The sequence below is a fragment of the Streptomyces sp. NPDC047000 genome (genome assembly GCF_040644295.1).
Taxonomy (GTDB): Bacteria; Actinomycetota; Actinomycetes; order Streptomycetales; family Streptomycetaceae; genus Streptomyces.
The window spans coordinates 57,668-77,676 of record NZ_JBEYWE010000035.1 but is presented as its reverse complement, the minus strand read 5'-3'; the positions used below and the strand labels follow the sequence as shown (position 1 = coordinate 77,676).

Annotated in this window: 19 protein-coding genes and 1 riboswitch; of the genes, 10 read left to right on the top strand and 9 right to left on the bottom strand. The window is 74.2% G+C overall.

Annotated elements, in window-relative coordinates; all coding sequences use genetic code 11:
• Positions 1-76 precede the first annotated feature (76 nt).
• Both ABZ862_RS34450 and ABZ862_RS34445 read right to left on the bottom strand, forming a co-directional pair.
• Complete coding sequence (locus ABZ862_RS34450; protein ID WP_360967161.1) at positions 77-1,798, bottom strand: serine/threonine-protein kinase; 1,722 nt, start codon at positions 1,796-1,798, stop codon at positions 77-79.
• A gap of 312 nt (positions 1,799-2,110) precedes the next feature.
• Positions 2,111-3,007, bottom strand: a complete 897-nt coding sequence (locus ABZ862_RS34445; RefSeq protein WP_360967158.1) for a CBS domain-containing protein — start codon at positions 3,005-3,007, stop codon at positions 2,111-2,113.
• A gap of 255 nt (positions 3,008-3,262) precedes the next feature.
• Here ABZ862_RS34445 and ABZ862_RS34440 point away from each other — a divergent pair, with 255 nt between their 5' ends.
• From ABZ862_RS34440 to ABZ862_RS34425, 4 genes are all read left to right on the top strand, one after another.
• The gene (locus ABZ862_RS34440) at positions 3,263-3,700 is read left to right on the top strand and encodes a universal stress protein (protein WP_360967155.1); all 438 of its coding nucleotides are present in this window, start codon (positions 3,263-3,265) and stop codon (positions 3,698-3,700) included.
• Positions 3,701-3,864: 164 nt separating this feature from the next.
• The gene (locus tag ABZ862_RS34435) at positions 3,865-4,161 is read left to right on the top strand and encodes a DUF1918 domain-containing protein (RefSeq protein WP_360967152.1); all 297 of its coding nucleotides are present in this window, start codon (positions 3,865-3,867) and stop codon (positions 4,159-4,161) included.
• Entirely contained in the window at positions 4,145-5,032 is an 888-nt protein-coding gene (locus ABZ862_RS34430; RefSeq protein WP_360967149.1) for a universal stress protein, read from the top strand. Before ABZ862_RS34435 ends, ABZ862_RS34430 begins: the two co-directional genes overlap by 17 nt.
• Before the next feature lie 264 nt (positions 5,033-5,296).
• Positions 5,297-6,073 (top strand): chitosanase, encoded by a 777-nt coding sequence (locus tag ABZ862_RS34425; protein ID WP_360967169.1) that lies wholly within the window; start codon positions 5,297-5,299, stop codon positions 6,071-6,073.
• Between the two features lie 148 nt (positions 6,074-6,221).
• Here the strand turns inward: ABZ862_RS34425 and ABZ862_RS34420 are convergent, their stop codons facing one another.
• From ABZ862_RS34420 to ABZ862_RS34400, 5 genes are all read right to left on the bottom strand, one after another.
• A complete protein-coding gene (locus ABZ862_RS34420) occupies positions 6,222-7,547 on the bottom strand; it encodes a lipase family protein (RefSeq protein ID WP_360967146.1) in 1,326 nt (441 codons plus the stop codon).
• A gap of 322 nt (positions 7,548-7,869) precedes the next feature.
• Positions 7,870-8,028 carry a hypothetical protein gene (locus ABZ862_RS34415; protein ID WP_360967143.1) on the bottom strand — a complete coding sequence of 53 codons (159 nt, stop codon included), beginning with the start codon at positions 8,026-8,028 and terminating at the stop codon, positions 7,870-7,872.
• Between the two features lie 174 nt (positions 8,029-8,202).
• Complete coding sequence (locus tag ABZ862_RS34410; RefSeq protein WP_360967140.1) at positions 8,203-8,655, bottom strand: NAD(P)H-dependent oxidoreductase; 453 nt, start codon at positions 8,653-8,655, stop codon at positions 8,203-8,205.
• 55 nt (positions 8,656-8,710) lie between these two features.
• The gene (locus ABZ862_RS34405) at positions 8,711-9,592 is read right to left on the bottom strand and encodes a diacylglycerol kinase family protein (RefSeq protein ID WP_360967137.1); all 882 of its coding nucleotides are present in this window, start codon (positions 9,590-9,592) and stop codon (positions 8,711-8,713) included.
• A gap of 82 nt (positions 9,593-9,674) precedes the next feature.
• Entirely contained in the window at positions 9,675-11,234 is a 1,560-nt protein-coding gene (locus tag ABZ862_RS34400) for a hypothetical protein (RefSeq protein WP_360967134.1), read from the bottom strand.
• Positions 11,235-11,552: 318 nt separating this feature from the next.
• A riboswitch (cyclic di-AMP (ydaO/yuaA leader) is annotated at positions 11,553-11,727 on the top strand.
• A 56-nt stretch (positions 11,728-11,783) separates the two neighbouring features.
• On the opposite strand from ABZ862_RS34400, the gene ABZ862_RS34395 reads away from it, so the two are divergent.
• The 6 genes from ABZ862_RS34395 (at position 11,784) to ABZ862_RS34370 (ending at position 16,915) form a co-directional block, all read left to right on the top strand.
• A complete protein-coding gene (locus ABZ862_RS34395) occupies positions 11,784-13,349 on the top strand; it encodes an NlpC/P60 family protein (protein ID WP_360967131.1) in 1,566 nt (521 codons plus the stop codon).
• 201 nt (positions 13,350-13,550) lie between these two features.
• Positions 13,551-14,105: an SAV_915 family protein gene (locus ABZ862_RS34390; RefSeq protein ID WP_360967128.1), complete on the top strand. Its 555-nt coding sequence runs from the start codon at positions 13,551-13,553 to the stop codon at positions 14,103-14,105.
• Entirely contained in the window at positions 14,102-14,404 is a 303-nt protein-coding gene (locus ABZ862_RS34385) for a DUF6317 family protein (RefSeq protein WP_360967125.1), read from the top strand. The genes ABZ862_RS34390 and ABZ862_RS34385 overlap by 4 nt, the downstream gene beginning before the upstream one ends.
• Positions 14,404-15,693 (top strand): WXG100 family type VII secretion target, encoded by a 1,290-nt coding sequence (locus tag ABZ862_RS34380; RefSeq protein ID WP_360967122.1) that lies wholly within the window; start codon positions 14,404-14,406, stop codon positions 15,691-15,693. Before ABZ862_RS34385 ends, ABZ862_RS34380 begins: the two co-directional genes overlap by 1 nt.
• The gene (locus tag ABZ862_RS34375) at positions 15,671-16,186 is read left to right on the top strand and encodes a hypothetical protein (RefSeq protein WP_360967119.1); all 516 of its coding nucleotides are present in this window, start codon (positions 15,671-15,673) and stop codon (positions 16,184-16,186) included. The genes ABZ862_RS34380 and ABZ862_RS34375 overlap by 23 nt, the downstream gene beginning before the upstream one ends.
• Before the next feature lie 252 nt (positions 16,187-16,438).
• The gene (locus tag ABZ862_RS34370) at positions 16,439-16,915 is read left to right on the top strand and encodes a hypothetical protein (RefSeq protein WP_360967117.1); all 477 of its coding nucleotides are present in this window, start codon (positions 16,439-16,441) and stop codon (positions 16,913-16,915) included.
• 86 nt (positions 16,916-17,001) lie between these two features.
• On the opposite strand, the gene ABZ862_RS34365 is transcribed toward ABZ862_RS34370, so the two are convergent.
• Positions 17,002-17,556: an XRE family transcriptional regulator gene (locus tag ABZ862_RS34365; RefSeq protein ID WP_360967114.1), complete on the bottom strand. Its 555-nt coding sequence runs from the start codon at positions 17,554-17,556 to the stop codon at positions 17,002-17,004.
• Positions 17,557-17,565: 9 nt separating this feature from the next.
• Complete coding sequence (locus ABZ862_RS34360; protein ID WP_360967111.1) at positions 17,566-19,860, bottom strand: helix-turn-helix transcriptional regulator; 2,295 nt, start codon at positions 19,858-19,860, stop codon at positions 17,566-17,568.
• Between the last annotated feature and the right edge of the window lie 149 nt (positions 19,861-20,009).

The window sequence follows — 20,009 nt, the reverse complement described above, 5'->3', positions numbered from 1 at the left end:
GAGATTCCGCCACCGGTCACATGGGCGAGCCCGACGCGGGCGTCCTCCACCTGGCGGTCCCCCGCCTGGCCGGTCGTCAGCCCTTGTAGGGCATCTTCTCGGTCACCTTGCCCCGGGTGTCGGCCTCGAGGTAGCCGGTCTGGGAGTACTGGTTGGTCAGGTAGACCGCCATCCCGGCCTGCTGGCCGAAGCGGGAGTCGGGGACGCGGATCATCAGGTACGTCACGGACGGCTTGGGGACCTTGAGGTCCTTGCGGGCCCGGCTCAGCAGGTCCGGCACGGCGTCCCAGTTGTAGTCGTCGATCCTCGACGGTGTCACCTCGGAGTCCACGGAGTCCGAGATGATGCCCTTCTCGACGCCGCCGCCGCGCCGGTAGGTGTAGCTGTCGTAGGCGCGCTGGTTGCCCTTGACCATCACTTCGGCCGAGACGTAGTCCCCGTACACGGTGAAGTCCGCGAAGCGGTTGCTCCCGGTCTCCTTCTCGATGGCCTTGATCGCCGTCCGGATGCCGTCCGGGGTGAGGAGCGTCCCGGACGCGGACTGTGCGGGCTTCTCGGCGGTGCTCGCCGTGCTGGGGGCGCCGGGGGTGCCGGACGGCCCGGCGCCCGGTCCCTGGGAGGCCGCGGCGTCGTTCTGGCTGTTCCTGTCGTGCAGCGTGCCCCAGACCGCCACGCCGCCGACCAGGAGCACGCCCACGGCGGAGAGCGCGACCAGCGCACCGCGTCCGCGCGGCGGCCGGGGCCGCGCCGTCGCGCCCGCGGTGACGTCGGTGAGGACGTGCGGGGCGACCGTGGGAGGCGCCGGGGACGGCGGTACGGCGTCCTGCGGCTCCCGGGTGCCCGGGGCGGGCCAGGTCTGCGGCACCGGCGGTGCGGTCGCCTGCGGCGGGGCGGGCGGCGCGGGCGGGGTCAGGGAGTACGAGGTCGGCTGCGGAGGTGCCGCGGCGGCGCGGGCGGCGCTGTCCTCGGCGGCGGCGAGGAGCCGGTCGAGTTCGGCGGCGTCCGGCCGGGCCGCCGGGTCCCGGACCAGGACGCGGTTCAGCACCGGGGTCAGCACGCCGGCCCGGACCGGCGGCGGCACGTCCTCGTTGAGGACGGCGGCGAGCGTGGCCAGCGTCGAGCCCCGGCGCAGCGGATGGTTCCCCTCGACGGCGACGTACAGCATCATCGCCAGCGACCAGATGTCCGACCCCGGGCCGCCCTCGCCGCCGGAGATCCGCTCGGGGGCCATGAAGTCGGGCGTTCCGATGATCGAGCCGGTGGCCGTGAGGGTGGTGGCCTCGCGGATCGCGGCGATGCCGAAGTCGGTGAGCACCGGTCTGCCGTCGCGGCGCAGCAGGACGTTGGCGGGTTTGACGTCCCGGTGCTGTACGCCCGCCTCGTGCGCGGCGCGCAGCGCGGCGAGCACCTCGCGGCCCAGGCGGGCGGTCTCGGCGGGGGTCATGGGGCCGCGGTCGAGCCGGTCGGCGAGGGAGCCGCCGTCGACCAGTTCCATCACGATCCACGGGTAGGTGTCCTCGCCGCCGTCGACGATGTGATGGATCGTCACGACGTTCGGATGCTGGACGCTCGCGAGGGCGCGGGCCTCGCGCAGGACGCGTTCCCGGAGTGTCTTCGCGCCGTCCGGGTCGTACTCGGCGCGGTCGATGTCGTAGGGCCGGACTTCCTTGACGGCCACGTTGCGGTGCAGCAGCAGGTCACGGGCCCGCCACACGGTGCCCATCCCCCCGCCGCCGAGCCGGGCCTCCAGTTCGAAACGCCCGTCGACGACCCGTCTGCGGCTTTCCCCCTCAGTCATGACCAGGAGAATAGAGGCAGCCGGTGTCGGCGTGGGCACGGGTGCCGGCACGGCCCGCGGATCCGCCCCGGCGTACCGCCGGGGCCACCGGGTGCGGGGCGGCCGACAAACGGAGAACCCCGGTCCGGACACCGGATCGGGGTTCTCGTGCGGAGCGCCGGGCAGGCCTTGCACCTGCATCTCCCCGCAGGAAGCGGGACGTCTTTCCTTGGACCACCAACGCGCGACCTTCCACCGGAAGTTCCGGCGGCTTGTCTGTGATCAGCATAGCGCACGGCCGGGTGCGGCCGTCCACCTGACGCCCCCGGGAGGTCATCCGGTGACGAGGTGGTCGTTCACCTCCACGACGTCCTCGACGGCGGCCTCGATCTCCGCGACCAGCCGGGCGGCGGTGGCCGCCGGGGCCCGTCCCGTGAGGTCCACGACGCCGTCGCGCACCTTGACCTGGACGGTGGTGCGTTCGGCCGGGGAGCAGACCGCGACGACGACCGACTCGACCTCCTCCCGGATGCCCTCGTCGTCCCGGATGAGGGCCCGGAGCAGCGCCTCGCGCCGTACGACACCGACCAGGCGGCCGTCGTGGTCGGCGACCGGGAGCCGCTTGAGCCGGGACAGCGCGGCGAGCCAGGCGGCCTCCGCGACCGTGGCGCCCGGCAGCACCGTGATCGCCGGTGCGGTCATCAGGTCGGCGGCACTCTCCCCGCGGGCCTTGCCGTGCAGCCGCCGCTCCCGGAGCCGGCCTATGGGACCGGGCCGGTGGCCGGACGCCTCGAAGGCCACCTTCGCCAGCAGGTCGGACTCGGACACCACGCCGACGACGTGGTCGTGCGCGTCGACCACCGGGATCGCCCCGACGCCCTCGCGGGCCAGCAGGCGGGCGATCTGCCGGTAGGGCAGGTCGTCGTGCATCGACGCGGCGGGCACGTCCATCACGTCCCGCACCAGCAGCGGCGCCAGGGACTCGGCGGGCACCCGCGGCGGGCGCTGCCCGGCCGGGCGGCCCTGCACCCGTACGGCGCCGCCGGCCACACCGGGATCGCCCGTGGCGGGACGCTGTCTGGCCTCCGCCTGCTCGGCCGACGCGGCCGCGACGGCGCCCAGGTAGCGCAGGAGCATGTCCTGCCGGCCCGTCTCGCCCGGCCGCGGGGGGCGGGAGGCGATGCCGGAACGTGCCTCACCGCCCGCGGAGATTTTCTCGTGGTCGTTCACAGCGGCCTCCGGACCCGGTCGGATTGCCTACATGTCCAGTCTTTCGCCGCACGCCGGGGCGCCAAGAGCCGAACGGCCCTGCACCCGGAGCGCTACGGCCCTGCATGGGGGCACGGGAGGGCGTGACGGAACGGCAGGTGGGCGCCCCTCCCGCCGGCCGGCCCGGCGGCAGCGGGAGCGCCCCGCCCGGAAGGGAGAGACGATGGGCGGGGACGGCCGGAGTGCGGTGAAGGGGGTGCACGAGAGGTGGACGCCATGGACGCAAACTCCTCCGCTCGCCGTGTCGTCGCGGGTGTCGACGGGTCCGCGTCGTCGTTCGAGGCGCTGCGCTGGGCGGTCCGGTACGCCGCGCTGACCGGCGGGACGGTCGAAGCGGTGACGGCCTGGGAACAGCCGTCGGGCTGGTTCGCGCCGCCGATGGAAGCGGCCTTCGACCTGGAGAGCGCCCGGGAGGTGCAGGCGAGGGAGCTCCGCGAGGCCCTCGGGGACGAGGACGCCGCCGGGGTGCGCGCCGTACTGGTGCACGGGAACCCGGGTGATGTGCTGCTGCAGTCCGCCGAGGGGGCGGCGGTACTGGTGGTGGGCAGCCGGGGGCACGGCGGTTTCGCCCGGGCGATGCTGGGCTCGGTGAGCCAGCGGGTCGCGCTGCACGCGGACTGCCCGGTCGTGATCGTCCGCGCCGGCAAGCCGTGACGCGCCGCGGGCCGGATGCAGGGGGTCGCCGGTGGCCCGGCCCGGGGGCCGACAGGCCTCGTGTCGGGACCATCGCCCCCTGCCGGTCAGGGCGATACGGGCATTTCATGACATCAGGAAGGGAAATCCCCTCTCCCCGTTCAGGTCGAGGAGGCGAGGGCGAGATGAGCGCACCCGCACCGGCCCACAAGAGCGAGAAGACGGCCGTCCCGTTCGCGGCCGAGGCGACGGGCAACGCCGTGCGGGCCCGCGTCGGCGACGAGATCGTCGTACGCGGCACCGCGGGCGGAGTCGTCACCCGGGACGGCGAGATCGTCGGTGTCCACCACCCGGACGGCAGTCCGCCCTACGACGTGCGGTGGTCGGACACCGGACACGTGACCCTGTACTTCCCCGGGCCCGACTCCTTCGTCAGGCACCTGGTCCACACGTCAGGAGGCGGCGATGTCCGTACCGAGTGACCGCCGGCCGATCGTGGCCGGGGTGGATCCGGACCCCGGGAAGCGGATGGCGCTGGCGTGGGCCGCCGACGAGGCCGCCCGCCGCCGGGTGCCGCTGCGGCTGGTGCTCGCCGAGGGGGTGCCGACCACCGGCTACCGGGGCAGCCGCGACCTGCCGTCCTGGGAGGAATGGAACCGCACCCGGCACGTGGCGGGCGAGGCCGCGCTCAAGTCCGCGGTGGACTTCGTGGAGGCCCGGCAGCCCGGGACCGAGGTGTCCGGGACCCTCGCGGAGGGCGACCCGGTGTGGCTGCTCGGGGAGCAGAGCAAAGACGCCTCGGCCGTCGTGCTGGGGTCGTGGCACCTGAGCCGGCGGCGGGGGCTGATGAGCCGGGCGTCGGTGGCGCTGCCGGTGCTGGCGCACAGCCACTGCCCGGTGGTCGTGGTGCCCGAGCCGGAGCACGTCACCCAGGAACCGGCCTACGTGGTCGTCGGCGTGGACGGCAGCGAGCACTCCGTCGCAGCCGTGGACCTGGCCTTCGAGGAGGCGGCGCTGCGCGGCGCCCGGCTGCGCGCCCTGTACGTGTGGAGCCCGGGACTGCTCGGGGTGATGGACGAGGCGGCGGCCCGGCTGGAGGGGCGGCGGCTGCTCTCCGAGATCGTCGCGGGGCGCGGCGCGGCCTGTCCGGACGTGGAACTGCGGCACGAGCTGGTCAGCGGCCACCCCGTGGAGAAGCTCGCCGAGGCGTCCGAGCACGCGCTGGCGCTGGTGGTGGGCTCCCGTGGCAGGGGCGGTTTCGCCGGGATGCTGCTGGGCTCGGTGAGCCAGGGTGTGCTGCGGCACGCGCACTGTCCCGTGATCGTCGTACCGCGGGGCGCCGGGCCCGCGTGACCGGGGGCGCCGGGCCTGAGCGGAGGGAGCCGGTCCGAGGCGCGGATCCGGTGCGCGGATCCGGGTACGGGGTTCTTGTCCGGGTCCGCGGACTTGGGCCACGGAGGGTGTGCACGGGCGGCCATTTCTGATAGTAAACCTTCCTGTCAGACAGCGGGACACCCCACTCCCTCCCCCCACTCAGTACCTGGAGTCACCGTGGTGCAGAAATCCGCCGGACCGGCGCATGCCGCCACCTCCTCACGGCGCGCCCTCCTCGCCCTCATGGGTGTGGCGGGCGCGTCCCTGGCCGCCGTCCCCCTGGTGCGCAGCCAGCGCGCCTCCGCCGCCGCGCCCGGTCTGGACGACCCGGCGAAGAAGGAGATCGCGATGCGGCTGGTCTCCAGCGCGGAGAACTCGTCGCTGGACTGGAAGGCGCAGTACCGGTACATCGAGGACATCGGCGACGGCCGCGGGTACACCGCCGGGATCATCGGCTTCTGCTCGGGCACCGGCGACATGCTGGAGCTGGTCGGGCTCTACACCGACCGGGTGCCCGGCAACGTCCTCGCCGGGTACCTGCCCGCGCTGCGGGAGGTCGACGGGACCGACTCGCACGACGGCCTCGACCCGGACTTCCCCGCCGACTGGCGCAGGGCGGCGCAGGACACCGCGTTCCAGCAGGCGCAGGACGACGAACGCGACCGGGTGTACTTCGACCCGGCCGTCCGGCAGGGCAGGACCGACGGCCTGCGCGCTCTGGGGCAGTTCGCGTACTACGACGCCCTCGTGATGCACGGCGACGGCGACGACCCCACCGGTTTCCGCGGCATCCGGGCGCGGGCGCTGCGTTCCGCGGAGCCGCCGGCGCAGGGCGGTGACGAGACGGCGTACCTGAACGCCTTCCTGGACGCCCGGGTGTGGGCGATGGAACAGGAGGAGGCGCACAGCGACACCAGCCGTGTCGAGACCGCGCAGCGCGTGTTCCTGCGCAACGGCAACCTCGACCTGGACACACCGCTCGACTGGAAGGTGTACGGCGACAGCTACCACATCGGCTGACGCCGCGCCGGGCACCGCCCGGAGGGCATGGCGCCGTGGACCGTCCGGGTACGCCACGGACGGCCCACGGGGGTTCCCCGCCCGGCCGCGGGCGTGAGGGGTCACGGCCGGGCGGGTGTCCGACGGGCCCGCCGGACGGCGGCGGGGCCTACGGCTGGACGGGCAGCGCCGCGCAGCCGGAGCCGGCGGCCCGGCCCGCCAGGCGGTCGGTGAGCCAGGACACCGCCGCGCCCTGGTCGGCGAGCAGCGGGGCGAAGTGGTTGAGCAGCGCCCGGCCCACGCTCGGCAGCACGACCGGCACGTAGGTGACGTCGCCGCCCTTTTGGCACCAGGACACGGCCATGTCGCGGGCCTGGGCGTGCGGTACGAGGTCGTCGGCGGTGCCGGTGGCCACCCGGACCGGGCCGGCGGGCTTCAGGGTGCCGATGCGCTGGGCCGCCAGGAAGGCCTTCAGCGCGGGTTCGGCCGCGACGACGTCCTCGATGGACTCGCCGTTCGCCGTCCAGGCGGTGCTGCGCACGGAGTTGTAGGCCAGCAGCGTGTCGCCGACGCACATGGTGGACAGGTCGGCCAGCGCCGCCTTGCCCGCCGTGTTGAGATGGGCCTCGACGACCGGCCGCAGGGCCGGGTCGGACTGCAGGAAGCCGTTGACCGACCAGCCCAGGGCGCCGGCGAGGTCGCTGCCGTCGATCCCCTTCATGACGGCGGACAGGTCGGCGGGCGGGGCCCCGGAGTAGGTGCCGGAGAGTTCGACGTCGGGGGCGTAGGAGGGCTGGAGCTCGGCCGCGGCGGCCGTGGCCCCGCCGCCCTGGCTGTAGCCGAAGAGACCGACGCGCGAGGCGGCGGTGACCGACGCCCCGGCCAGGGCGCGGGCGGCGCGGACGGCGTCCAGCACGGCGTGGGCCTCGTCGACGCGGTTGACGTAGGTGTGCAGCCGGTCCGTCGCGCCGAGGCCGATGTAGTCGGTGACGACGACGGCGACGCCCTGGGCGAGCAGCCGGTAGACCGAGAGGTCCTCGTAACCGACGGACACCGTCTGGCCGTTGAGGACCAGCGGGTGCTCCAGGCCGAGCGAGGCGGCGCACTGGTCGCCCTGCCCCATGGTGCCGGGGGCGAGCACGACGAGCGGGCGGTCGCCGCCGCCCTTCCAGACGGCCGTGGGTTCGATGTAGGCACCGGTGACGGCGGCGGGGCCGCCCGCCGAGTCGGTGGTCTTGTACATGATGCGCGTGGCCCGGCCCGGCAGCGGGCCGCCGATGCTCGGCAGGCTGAGGGCCAGGGTGAGCGGCTCGCTGCGGATCAGGGTGCCGTCGGCCGCCGGGAGGCTCGCCGGGGGGTTGTAGAAGGCGGGGACGGTGACACCGCGGGAGACGACGGGGTCCGTCCCGGTCGCCGCGGCGGCCGGGACGGCCTGTGCGCCCAGGCAGACGGCGGCCGTGACGGCGGCCGCCAGCAGGCGGATATTCATGGACATGACATTCCTCCTGGGGAGGGGGAGGCGGAACGTCCCCGCGCGGACCCCGCGGGCCGGGCGGCCCGGTGGCGTACGGGGTCCCGCAGGTGGCGCGGGCGCACGGTCGTCCCACCGGCACACCCGCGCCGCTCCGAAGCGGTTGTCCAGGACCGTACGACGACAGCTGTTACCGGCGGTAGCACCTCGAAGGTTACGGTTCAGTAATATGACGCGCCGTCTAATAGCGCACACGGCGGCACCCCGTCCCGCTCTACGCGCGTAGGTACACGGCGGACCCGTCCGGTGCGGCCGCTCCTCCCCTGCCGTCCTCCACCCGCCGCCCTCAGCGCACCTGCGCCCGCCGGGCGTTGTTGTAGAGACGCAGGAGATGCTTGGCCGCCGCGCACGGCGCCCCGTCCGCGGTGCACTGCCGGCACGTCCGCAGATGGTCTTCGTAGACATCTCGGGCACGCTGCACCGGGCTGTCCTGTTGAGTTGTCATGCCTGTTCCTCGCACGGGAAATGGGAAAGAAGGGCGACACCGGAACCACTCACGCGGCTCGCCCGGAACATGAATGATGATCTTGTTACTTGCGGTAGGGGAAGGGACGCCCGGGTATTTCCGAATGCCCGACAGGGATGACTCCGTACCCTCTCAACAGCCTTGCGCGAAAGCTCAGTTCATCAAGCCCGCGGCGAGGGTCGCGCCGAGTTCCCAGCAGGCCTCGGTATCGGCCCGCGTGGGCTGCCCGGTCACGGTCACCGCCTCGGCCGTACGGCGCCAGCCGAGCCCCGTCGTGATCGCCTCCATGGCGCGCACCGCGCCGGTGACGTCGTTCCCGCCGTGCACGTAGTACCCGAAGGGCCGGCCGCGCGTGGCGTCGAGGCACGGGTAGTAGATCTGGTCGAAAAAATGCTTCAGTGCCCCGGACAGGTAACCCAGGTTGGCCGGAGTGCCCAGCAGATACGCGTCGGCGGCGAGCACGTCGGCCGCCGTGGCGGCCAGGGCCGCGCGCCGCTCCACCCGGACGCCCTCGATCTCGGGGGCCGTCGCACCGGCCACGACGGCCTCGAACATCGCCTGGCAGTGGGGCGAGGGCGTGTGATGCACGATCAGCAGAGTGGGCACAGCCAGAACCCTGCCCGGCGCGCCGCCCGGGCGCAAACGGGGTGCCGCCGCCCGGCTACCCCACGACCCGCAGAGCACCCGGCAGCACCCGCGCCGTCACCGGCAGGACCGCCTCGACCTCGCCGTCGGCACCGTAGGGCACCTCGCGGTCGGCCTCGATGCGCACCTCCCTGCCCCGCAGGACACAGACCTCGGGCCGCCGGACGTGGGTGCCGGAGGCGAGGTCGTTCATCAGGGCGAAGAACAGCCGGCGCGGCGCGTGCCGGATCATCACGATCTCCAGTTCGCCGTCGTCGACCCGGGCGCCGGGCGCGATCATGCGGCCGGAGCCGTAGTAGGGCGAGTTGGCGGCCACGACGGTGTACCCGCGGTGGGTGCGGGGAACCCCGTCGACCGTGACGCGGTACCCGGCGGGCCGCCAGGTGGTGACGGCGCGCAGACCGCCCGCGTAGTAGGAGGCGGGGCCGGTCAGCAGCCGGGCCCGGTTGGCGTGGCGGTTGGCGAGGGCGTCGACGCCCGCGTACACGCTGCCGAGCACGACCGTGCGGTGGTGGACGGCCGACTCCACCTCGATGGTGTCGACGGCTCGGGGCCCGGCGTGCAGCAGCCCGTTCGCCAGCGCGGCCGGGTCGCGGGGCAGTCCGAGGGCCCGGGCGAAGTCGTTGCCCCGGCCCGCCGGGACGATGCCGAACAGGGCGCCGGTGCCGCTCAGAGCGCCGCCGACGGCGCCGGTGATGCCGTCACCGCCGACGGCGAGGACCACCCGGCCCCGCCGGCCGGCCTCCCGCGCGAGTTCCCGGGCGTGCGCCAGACCGGTGCTGTACTCGGTGTCCACCCGGGCACCCGCCTCGCGCAGCAGCCGGACCGCCGCCGGCGGTGCCGCGGCACCCGTCGACCCCCCTGCCGTGGGGTTGACGACGGCGGTGAAGTCTCGCATCGGGGGTGCCTCCGGGCGGTGGACGATCCTGGCAGGCAGGAATACCAGGTCAGCCGCCCTGCTGTCAGTCCCGGGGGCCGGCTCAGCCGCTGGTCCCCAGGCCCGAGGTCACATAGGCGCACTCGGTGTAGATGTAGCCGGAGCGCAGTTTCGCGGTGTCGGTGCCGTTGCTGGAGTAGGCGGAGCTCTTCGGCTTGTGCAGGAAGTACGTGGTGCCCGGCGGCAGGCTGATCGTCTTCTGCGGGTAGTTCTTGCCGCCGCTGCACGGCTTGAAGCCGCTCAGCAGCGTGCTGCCCCAGCCGTACGCCGTGCAGCTCCCGCACGGCTTCAGGGTGACGCTGCCGGTCACCGGGCCGGTGTAGAGAACGGTGATCTCGTCGGGGCTGTCGTTCTTGATGGTGACCGAGAGGCTGCCGCCGGACGCCGTCGTCGGCACCTTCTTCCCCGCCGCGGGGACCGACTTGGCGATCTCGGCCGCGATCACGATCTTCTTCGCGCGGGCGCTGTTGCGGTCGTTCCCGTTGTCGGCGACGAACTTGTCCAGGGTCGTCATCGCGGAGTCGAAATCACCGTCCTTGTACTGGTCGAGCCCGCACGCGTAGCCGCCCGCCGAGGCGCTGCGGCCGGCGCGGTCCGCGGCCTTGCCCAGACCGCCGGAAGCCGTGCCCGTGCCCGACAGCGTGCCGATCTGGGAGCCGAGGCTCTCCAGCCGGTCGACGGCCGCACAGGGGTCGCCGCCCCGCACGGCGCCGGCCGCCTTGTCGACCGCGGAGCCGACCGCCGGTTCCACCTTCGAGGCCTGCCCGGACTCCGGGAAGGTGGAGAGGAGTTCACCGAAGTACGGTGCCCAGTCGGTGCCGCCGGAGGCCAGGCCGTCCGACCCGCACGCGTACAGCGAGGTGGCCAGCCGGTCGTCCGGCCAGCCGGCGAGCGTGCCGAGCTGCTTCCCGGGCATGGTGCGGGGGACCGTGCGCAGATACTTCAGGGCCGGGATCGCGGCGCAGTACTGCTTGCGCTCGTAGGCGGCGCCGACGGTGGAGTAGAAGGTGCGCAGCCTGCCGGGAACCCGGTCGGCGGCCCGGGAGCCCGGGTGGTCCGCGACCAGGCCGCGGTAGGTGCCGAGTGCCGTGCGGTAGTCCGCCTGCGCGCTCTCGAACGGCTGCGTGCCCGCCTTCGCGACCAGTCGGTCGGCCTTCTCCAGCCGGTCGAGGAGCATCTGCTGGACGGCCTCGTCACGGGCCCGGTCGTACAGCACCGCGCCCCCGGCGGGCACCGCGAGCAGCAGCAGCCCGAGCACAGCGGCCAGCGGGGCACGGCCGGGCCAGGTCAGCCGGGTGCGCAGCCCGACGGCCGCACCGTGGGCCGCGGCCGCCGCGAGGACGACGGCGTAGCCGGTGAGCGCGGCGCCCGGGACTCCGTCGGCATCGGCGGGCAGTGCCACGAACAGCAGGACCACCGTGGCCGCCCAGCAGGCCGCCGCTCCGAGCCAGTGCCGTACGAGCACATAACCGAGGCCCAGTCCGCTGAGGTTGAGCAGGGCCACCGCGGCGGCGCGCGAGCCGTCGGCCGGCGCGGGCGGCGCGGGCGGCGGAGCCGGGGGTCCGGGCGGCATCGGCGGCGGGAACGGCGGCACCGGCGGCATCGGTGGATTCTGCGCGTTCTGTGAATGCTGTGGACCCGGCGGAGGGCCGTATCCACCGCTCGATGGGCCGTACGGACCGTACGCATCTCCGGACATGGCGGCTCCCCCGGTCAACTCTCACCACATGTCTATGTGTTGCCAGTGTACGGACGACAAGGACCGCTCACCAGAACAAATGGGCGAGCACGCCGGTGGTGCGCCGGGGCGACATCACGATTACGTATCGGACATTCCCCGCTTCAACCTTCACGGGAGACACACATGTTCGTTAAGTTGGCGCCTGGGCCGTACGATTCCTCCGGCGAACCCCGCCGGGTCGCACGGCCTCCGCCGAGTCCGGTACGGCCAGTGAGGCGTCCGGAGCCGGGGACCCACCGAATCCCGGGGTGAATCGGCCCGACCGCCCTTCGGGGCGAGGGCCGTAGGGCATGCCTTCCGAGTTCCGCCGCCCGAACCCGTCAGCTAACCCGGTAGGCGGAGTACGGAAGGAGTACGTCCCCCATGGCGCCGGAACGCAATCAGCGTCGCGGAGGCTCCGGCCTCCCCGGTATGCGTGACTCCGATCCGTTCACGGGAGGCGACGGTCCCAGCCGCGCCGAGGTGAAGCGGCGGATCGACAGCCTCTACAACCGGGCCGAGACCGACAGCAGGACCTTCAACGCGACCCGCGCCATGACGCTGGGCACCTCGTCCCCGGGAGCACCGGCGGTCCGCCCGGCGTCCGGCAGGGGACGCGGCGGCTCCGACCCCGCCCTCGACGCCGTCGCCCGGCAGTGGTTCGACATGGCGCGGGGCTCACTGGGCCCCACCGTGGCCGCGGCGCTGCCCCCGGACCGGCTGCCCGACCGCTCGCCCGCCGCCCTGCCGGGCCGCCAGGACTTCAGTGACACCGTCCGCGAGCTGGAGGCCGCCGCGCGTCCCGCCCTGGAGCTGACCGCGGGCCCCGCCACCGCCCTGCCGGCCCTTCCCCCGGCCGAACGCACCGCTGTGATGCCCGAACTGACGGCGGCCCCGGCCGAACTCCGGCCCCCGGCGATCGAACCTGCCGCGCCACCGGCGCAACTCCCGCCCCTGCCCCTCCCGTTGGCGCCGGGGACGGTCACGGTCCCGGGCATCCCGGCCCAGCCGGCCCCCGTCGAAGCGGCCGCGGCCCTGCCGACGGCGGCCCAGCCGGCCCCCGCCCGGCCGTTCACCGCCCAGCCGTTCACCGCCCAGCCGTTCACCGATCAGCCGTTCCCTTCCCAGCCGCTCACGGATCCGTTGTTCACGGAGCAGCTGTTCACCGCGCCGCCCGCGGCCGTCCCCGGACCCGCGCCCGTGGCATCGGCCGCACCCTGGCCGGCGGCGGTCCCCGCGTCACCCCCGCGCTCCCCCTCCCCCGCCAAGCCGAACCGCTCCTCGATGGGTCCCGCCAAGGACCGCAACCGGCTCAAACTCACCGCGGCCCGCCAGCTGCTGGCCCGTCACGTCGCCCGGCTCGCACCGCCGGAACCCGCGCAGACGCCCCCGGCATCTGTGGACCGGGCCGTCCGGCCGACCGCCCCGGCCGCTCCTCCCCGCGGCCCCGAGGGCCAGTGGCCGCCTCAGCAGCCCGACGGCTACGGCACCGCCGTGTACACCGCCCCGGCCGGCGTGACCGCCCCGGGCCCGGCCACCGGCCCCGTCCCGGTCGTCCCGGCGGCGTCAGCCGCCCCGGCCGCCCCCGAACCTCCCGCCCCCCGGCCTCCCGTCGCCCCGTCGCCGGATTCCGCCACCCCCGGCAAGGCCGCGGCGGCGCTCGGTTTCGCCCGTGGCCAGATCGGGCGCCCCTGCCTCTCGGGAGCGGCCGGCCCCGAGGCGTACGACTGCGGCGGGCTCACCCAGGCGGCGTGGCGGGCCGCCGGGGTCGCCCTGCCGCGCACCGCGCAGGAGCAGGCGGGCACGGGCACCGCGATCCCGCTCACCGAGCTCCAGCCCGGCGACCTGCTGTTCTTCCACGGGGATTCCAGCCATGTCGGCCTGGTCACGGGGACCGGGACGATGATCCACGCGCCGGGCCCGGGGGCTTCCGTGCGTGAGGAGTCGGTCTTCTTCGCCGGGCCGCAGGCCATCCGGGGCGCCGTCCGCCCCGTGTGACGGCCTCTGTGCACCCGTCGGCCGCCACGGCCTGGTCATGGAAAAGTCAAGAGATGATCAGGCCGGAACCAAGCGGTCGTATGGGTTGGGTATGCCGCCGCCCGGCCGACCGACATAGCCGGATTTCGGCCCGCCCCCGCTGACTACCGTGGTGCCCCCCGTCCGACGACGGGTGAAGCGCACGGCGCAAAGGGGGCGGCGATGGTGCCGATACGTTCGCGGATACTGGACTTCGTGGAGCCGGGGCCACCCGATGTCCCGTCCGACGGCCCTCCCGGCACCCCCCACGGGCCCTCCGCCGCCACCGGGGCCCCCGCCCCCGGTGCGCACCGCTCCCGTCTCCTGGACTACGCCGACGCCGCCCCGCCGCCGCGCACCGGCCCCGACGGACGCCCGGGTCCGCGGCCGGGCGTCCCGCCGTACCACACACCGGTGTTCGTGCCCGCCCATCCCCGGTACGTCGACGCCACCGACCCGCGGGGCCGCGCGGTGCGCGTGCCGTTCATCGCCTACGAACTGTTCGCCGCCGCACCCGGCACGGCGACCGCTGCCGTGGCCTTCGCCTTCACCTCCCTGGAGCGGCTGGTGGCCGCCCTGGGTGACGCCCAGCCGTGGATCGCCACCTCGCTCGGCCCGCTGGCCGAGGGGATGCGCGAGCGCGGCGCGGGCGTCGTCCTCGACCCGCGTCCCGTTCCCGGGCAGATCAACTGGCGGCCCGCCGATCTGGCCGCCTACGCACGGGAGGTGCGCGGATGACCGCCGACTTCAAGGCCCTCACGGCCGACCTCACCTCGATGGCGAAGACCTTCCACGACCAGGCCCGGGACTACCGCGCTCTCGCCCCGGACGTCGCCCCGCCGGTGGCGAGCGGCGGGGACGAGGGCCTCGACCACGCGATCAAGGAGGTCGCCGACCTCCTCGTCGCCCTGCACACCGGCTTCGCGGACCGGCTCGACGACCACGGCGACAAGGTGACCTACGCACGCGACTCCTTCCACCGCCACGACGTCGACGTGCACGGCATGTTCGAGGACCTGATGGCGGGTGAGGGCTGATGGGCGACAGCTGGGTGGGCGGTGACATCGGCGGGCTGCGCACGATGGCCGACACGTACCGGAACGCCAAGGACAAGCTCGACGACGTGGTGCGGCCCCTCAGCCAGGCCGTGGAGACGCTGGTGACCGACGCCGCGTGGAAGGGCGACGCCGCCGAGACCTTCCGGGCCCGCTGGAGCGAGGACGCCCTGACCGCCGGCGCCTTCGCCAACCTGGTGCACGACGCGGGCGACGTCCTCGACACGCTGGTCCAGGCGCTGTCGGGCTGCGAGACCGCACTGCAGAACGCGGAGTCGGTCGCCGTGGGCAAGGGCGTGCCGATGGGGCAGAAGGGGGTGCCGCAGTCCTTCATGACCGCCGATCCGCCGAGCGCCGAGGACCAGAAGACGATCAGCGCCTTCCACGAGTACGACCAGGTCCGCCAGGAGATCCTGCAGACCGCGCAGCACGCCCGGCTGGTCGCCGCCGACGGGCTGCGCGCCCTGTACGCGCAGGCCACCGGCACCGTGTCGACCGGCGACAAGGTCACCCTGGCCGACTATCTGCGCGGTCTGTACGCCTACGACGCCGAGGACGCGCGGGCCGGGGGCGCGAAGGCGCGGTCCGCGCTCGACGACGCCAAGGCCGAGGAGACGGCCGCCAAGAAGGCGCTGCGCAAGGAGCGCAAGGCGTTCCAGAAGGCCGGGAAGCGGCTGCCGAAGGATCTGCCCGCCAAGGGCGCCTACCGGGACGCGGTGGGCCGGGTCGAGTCCCTGGAGGCGGACATCGCCCGCGCCGACCACGGCAGCACGGCGCTGCCGTACGACCGCGCGCTGAACGTGAAACTGACCGACGCGGCGGGCGCGCTGCGGGCGGGCGAGGGGCTGGAGAAGCTGCCGGACTTCCTCAAGGAGATTCCGGTCCTGGACGTCGCCGCGGCCGGGGCGTGCGGTCTGCTGGAGGCCTCCGACGACCACGACAAGGGCTGGTCCTGGCAGCACGCGGTGGCCGTCGACGGCGGCGCCAACGTGGGCGGTCTGATAGCCGGTACGGCGATCACGGCGGGTCTGGTGGCCGCGGCGCCCTTCGACGTCCCGGTGGCCGTGGTGGCCGGGGTCGGCGGCGCGGTGGTGATCGGCGCCACCGGGGTGATCGACCACTCGCTCCACGAGCACTGGAGCGAGGACATCCACGACCACGGCGTGGTGGGCGGGCTGCTGCACGGCTCCGGGCACGTCCTGTCACAGACCGGGGACGACTTCGTACGACTGAAGGATGACGTCTGGCATGGCATCAAAAGCCTCTTCTGACAGCGGTGTTCCGGCCACCGCGATCCCCGCGCTCCCCGGACTCGGCACCACCTGGTACGCACGCGGGCCGCGCTACTGGCTGCGCCGCGCGCTGGGCGCCGCCCTGTGGTTCGCCGTACTGGCGTTCGTCTGTTACGTCGCCCTGCGGCTCTACGGCAGCTTCCGCACCGAACTCCCGCCGGTCGTCCGGACGGTGTGGGACGGGGCGCAGGCGGCCGGTTCCTGCGTGGCACTGGTGTGGGGCTGGCGGGTGCAGCGCCGGGGGCACCGCGCCGAACTCCGACAACCGCCGTCGCCCGGCTGGGCCCGGGCCGACAAGCGCGACGCCACCCGGCGTTCACCCGGACTCGCCGTCGCGGGGCGGGCGTTGCTGCTGGTCGCGACTCCGGTCGTACCGGCGCTCGCCGCATGGCTGGCCGGCTGGGTCGTGGCGTCGTTCACGGTGCGCGAGTACCCGAGCGAGGCCGGCGCCCGGCGGGCGCTGCGGGGCTGAACAGCTGGGCCGGAGGTCCCCTGTGCAGGTACGGGGCCGGTCACGAATGTCCTGATCGTGTCACCGCCGGCGGGACCCGTGCCGGTCGTGTCGGATCCGCGTAAGGCTTCGTGTTAAGACAGATCCGCGTCGCCCGCACAGGGCCCCCTTTCCGCGACGGCACGGTCTTCGCGGAGGACCTGTCCTTGCGCGGGGCGCCGTACGTTCCGGCAAGCAGGCCCTCCGGGGCCGCAGGGGGAAAGGCACACAGCAATGAACCGAATCCGCACGACCGCCGCGGTCCTGGCCACGGCGGGCCTTCTCAGCGCCACCCAGCTCGGTCTCGCGGGGAGCGCGTCCGCCGCGCCCGTCACGACGCAGGCCACGGGGTGCCCGATCAGCATCAGCTACCCGTCGAGCTTCTACGTCGGCTCCGGCGGCTGGGTCACCGGCGGCGGGCTGTACTTCGGCATCAGGAACAAGAGCACCACGACCAGCTTCAAGAAGGTGACGTTCACCGTCACCGACGTGAAGAACATCCGCTTCGGCACCGCCACGCCGAAGGGCGGTTCGATCACGGAGAGGACGTCGCAGAAGGCGTCCGTCTACACCAAGACGTTCAAGCCCAAGGCGAAGCTCGGCTTCACCGTCCGCACGCGGCTGCTCAGCACCAGCCACTACAAGGTGAAGTTCACCCTGAAGGGCACCGGCTGGAACTGCGCGACCGACCAGGGCACCTGGGGCCGCTGAGTCCCGGTGCGCGGGCCGGACGGACGGCGGGGCCCGGCGGGTGGATTCACCCGCCGGGCCCTTCCCGGGCGCCGTGCGCCGCCGGATCAGATGTCGAGGTCGAGTTCCTCGATACCGGTGAACTCCACCAGCAGGCCCCGGGCGCGGTTGCCCCGGTCGCGGAAGTACATCTCGCCCAGTCCCTCGGCCAGGATCTCCGTCAGCTGCCGCTCGGTGGCGCCGCTCTCCTGGGCGGTAAAGAGCCGGGCCGCGTACTCGGGCGGCAGGGCCTGGTTGACGTAGCGGACGCGCGGGTCGTCGGTCGTACCGGGGGCGGCCGTGAAGCCGAACCGGGCGCGGGTGGAGACGAAGATCCCGCCGGTCCGCGCCGCCTGCTTCCTGGCGGCGTCCCGTACCCGCGGCTGCCAGCGGCGGCGCACCTCGTCGGACAGTCTGCGGGCGAGGTCCTGGCGGGGTCTGCGCAGCTGCTCCTTCACATAGCGCTCCACCGTGCGCTGCGAGACGCCCAGCAGCTCGGCCACCGCCCGGGTGCCCTTCAGCTGCCGTACCAGGAAACGCATCTGTGCGGGCGCCGACTTCGGCACCGGCCTGGTGAAGTGCTGGGCCGCGGCCCGGTCGATGCTGTCCCCGATGCTCACCATGGAGCCGACCTACTCTCCCTCGTCCGGAACGGCGATCCGGCCGCTCTTGATGTACCGCGCCAGGTTGAGGCACTCGCCGTGCTCCTCGCGCAGGGCCTCCGCCCACAGCACGCTCTGGGTGCCCTCGTGCTTGACCATCCCCGGTGACACGCCGAGCCGGAAACCGCCGGGCAGCGGCTTGCCGTCCCGGTGGGGCAGGAAGTCGAGCGGGGAGGGGCCGCCGGAGGCGTAGACGGCGCAGTCCGAGAGGACCGCGACCGGGAACTGCCCGGTGACCTCGGCGAGTTTACGCATCTTGCGGTGCATGTTGACGCGGGCCGTGGAGATCACGGCCGCCCGGATGTCGGGCCGCCAGGTCGGGCGCTCCAGGGCGGCCCACCGCTCCCCCGGACGCCAGCCGGTGCGGGCCCGCTCACGCAGCTTGCCGATGCCGCCCTTGACGGTGGCCTTGACCGCCGCGAGGACCAGCGCGAGCTGCGGGTCCCGGTCCTTGTGCCGGGCCATCGCGGCCAGGAACGCGTCCGGGGCCATACCGGTGACCACGCCGAGGTCGGCCATGGTGGCGATGTAGGCGTCGCGCAGCCTGGTGTACCAGGCGTCCAGGTAGGGGCCGTGCTCGGGGCGGACGTACGCCTCCAGCGGCGCCACCTCGTGGCCGAGTTCCCGCGCGTACGCCAGGGTCGGCGTCGCGTACCAGGCCGGGCCCCCGGGCGGCTCGCCGTCCGGGGTGAAGGGGCTCGGCAGGCGTGGGTCGTGCCGTACATGGGACAGGTCGGCGAGCCAGGAGCCGGGCAGCGCCGGGTCGAAGGCGGGGTTGTGCCGGTGCTCCGGGGCGCCGAGGCCGACCACGGTGCGGTTCGCCGCGGCGGCGAAGGCCATGTTGACGTCGATGCCGACGAGGTGGGGCCGCATGCATTCCTCGTCGGTGAGCGGGCGGGCCCAGTCGTACGCCTCCTCCCGCAGCACCTCGGCCGGGGTGCGCTGGTGGAAGCGCGGCAGATGGGCGAGGAGCGGATGGCCGTCGGGGGCCTCGCAGGGGGCGCAGTCGACCGGCTCGGTGAGGGCGCCCGGGTTGGGGGCCGACACCCACCGGCCGTCGGAGTCCCGCAGGGCGCGGGTCGGCGGGTGCAGGGCGGTCATCAGTTCCAGGCCGGTGACGGCGGTCGAGCCGCGCGGGGTCATGACGCGGGTGGCGTACACACCGAGGATCCGGGCCAGTTCGGGCGCGGGCAGTCCGGCGGCGTCGCCCCAGTGGCGGGCGTCCAGGGCCTGCCAGGACGGCAGGCACAGCTGCACGCACCGGCGGCGGGAGCCCTGGGCCGGCCGGTAGACGCGCGCCCACGGTCCGAGGCCGCGCCGGGTGAGCTGCCAGTCGGCCTTCTCGAGCTGCCGGACCACCTTGTGGGACTCGGCGACACGGCCGGCCAGGCGCTCCTCGTCGGTGAGTACGGCGGGCAGTCCGTAGCGTTCGCAGGCGGCCGCCGTCAGCACCAGGAGGGGGTCGGCGTCCCTGCCGGAGCGGTGCAGCCGGGGCTGCCCGAGGCGGGCCTCCGTGAGGGCCCATTCCACCAGCGCCGGGAGGGACCTGACGGGCACGTCGAGGACCAGGCCGCCGACGCAGTACGCGACGGTCCCGCCGTCCACGGTGTCGACCACGGCGAGGGGGCCGTCGGCGAAGCGGGGGTCGGGGGCGGCGGATCCGGCGGGGGCGGCCCCGGCGGCCGGGGCCGTCGTGCGTGCGGCCGGGCGGCGCGGCGCGGCCGGCTGCCGACGGGGGGCGGCTCGGCGTCCGGCGGCCCCTGTCCCGGACAGCTCCGTGCCGGACGGCTCCGCGGCGGGGGGCGTGCCGGGAGACGGTTCGCGCGCGGGCGCGGGGGCAGTCGTAGAGGCGTGCGCGGACGCAGAGCCCGACCCGGGCGCAGACGCAGCGGCAGCACCGGCCCCGGGCCGCCCGTCAGGACCGTCGGTGCCTTCAGTGCCCTCAGTGCCTTCGGTGCCTTCGGTGCCCTCGGGACGTCCGGCGTCGTCCGGCGCCGCGTCCGGCGGGGGGCAGCGCCGGGCCAGTCCCTCCAGCAGCCTGCGGTACGCCGCGAGCCGCTCTCCCCTGGGCTCGGCGCGGCCCGCCTCCCATGCCTCGATGCTCGGGGGCCGCACCCCGAGCGCCTGGGCGACCGCCGCCCGGGTCAGTCCCGCCGTCTCACGCAGCCGCACCCGCTCCGCCGGCGCGGGCAGCACCGTGCCCTCGTCCACCGCGGCGAGCAGCGAGTCCACGGCGGCGAACAGTTCCTCGGGCTGGTCCGTCATCTCCACAACCGTCTTTCTACCTGACACTCCGGTGCGCGCGTCCGGGACGTGCCACCGGTCACGGCAGCACCGTACGGCGACCACGAAGAAGACAACGGTATCCAAGTTGTCCCGGTGACAGTTGAGGCAGATGTGACGTGTGTGACATA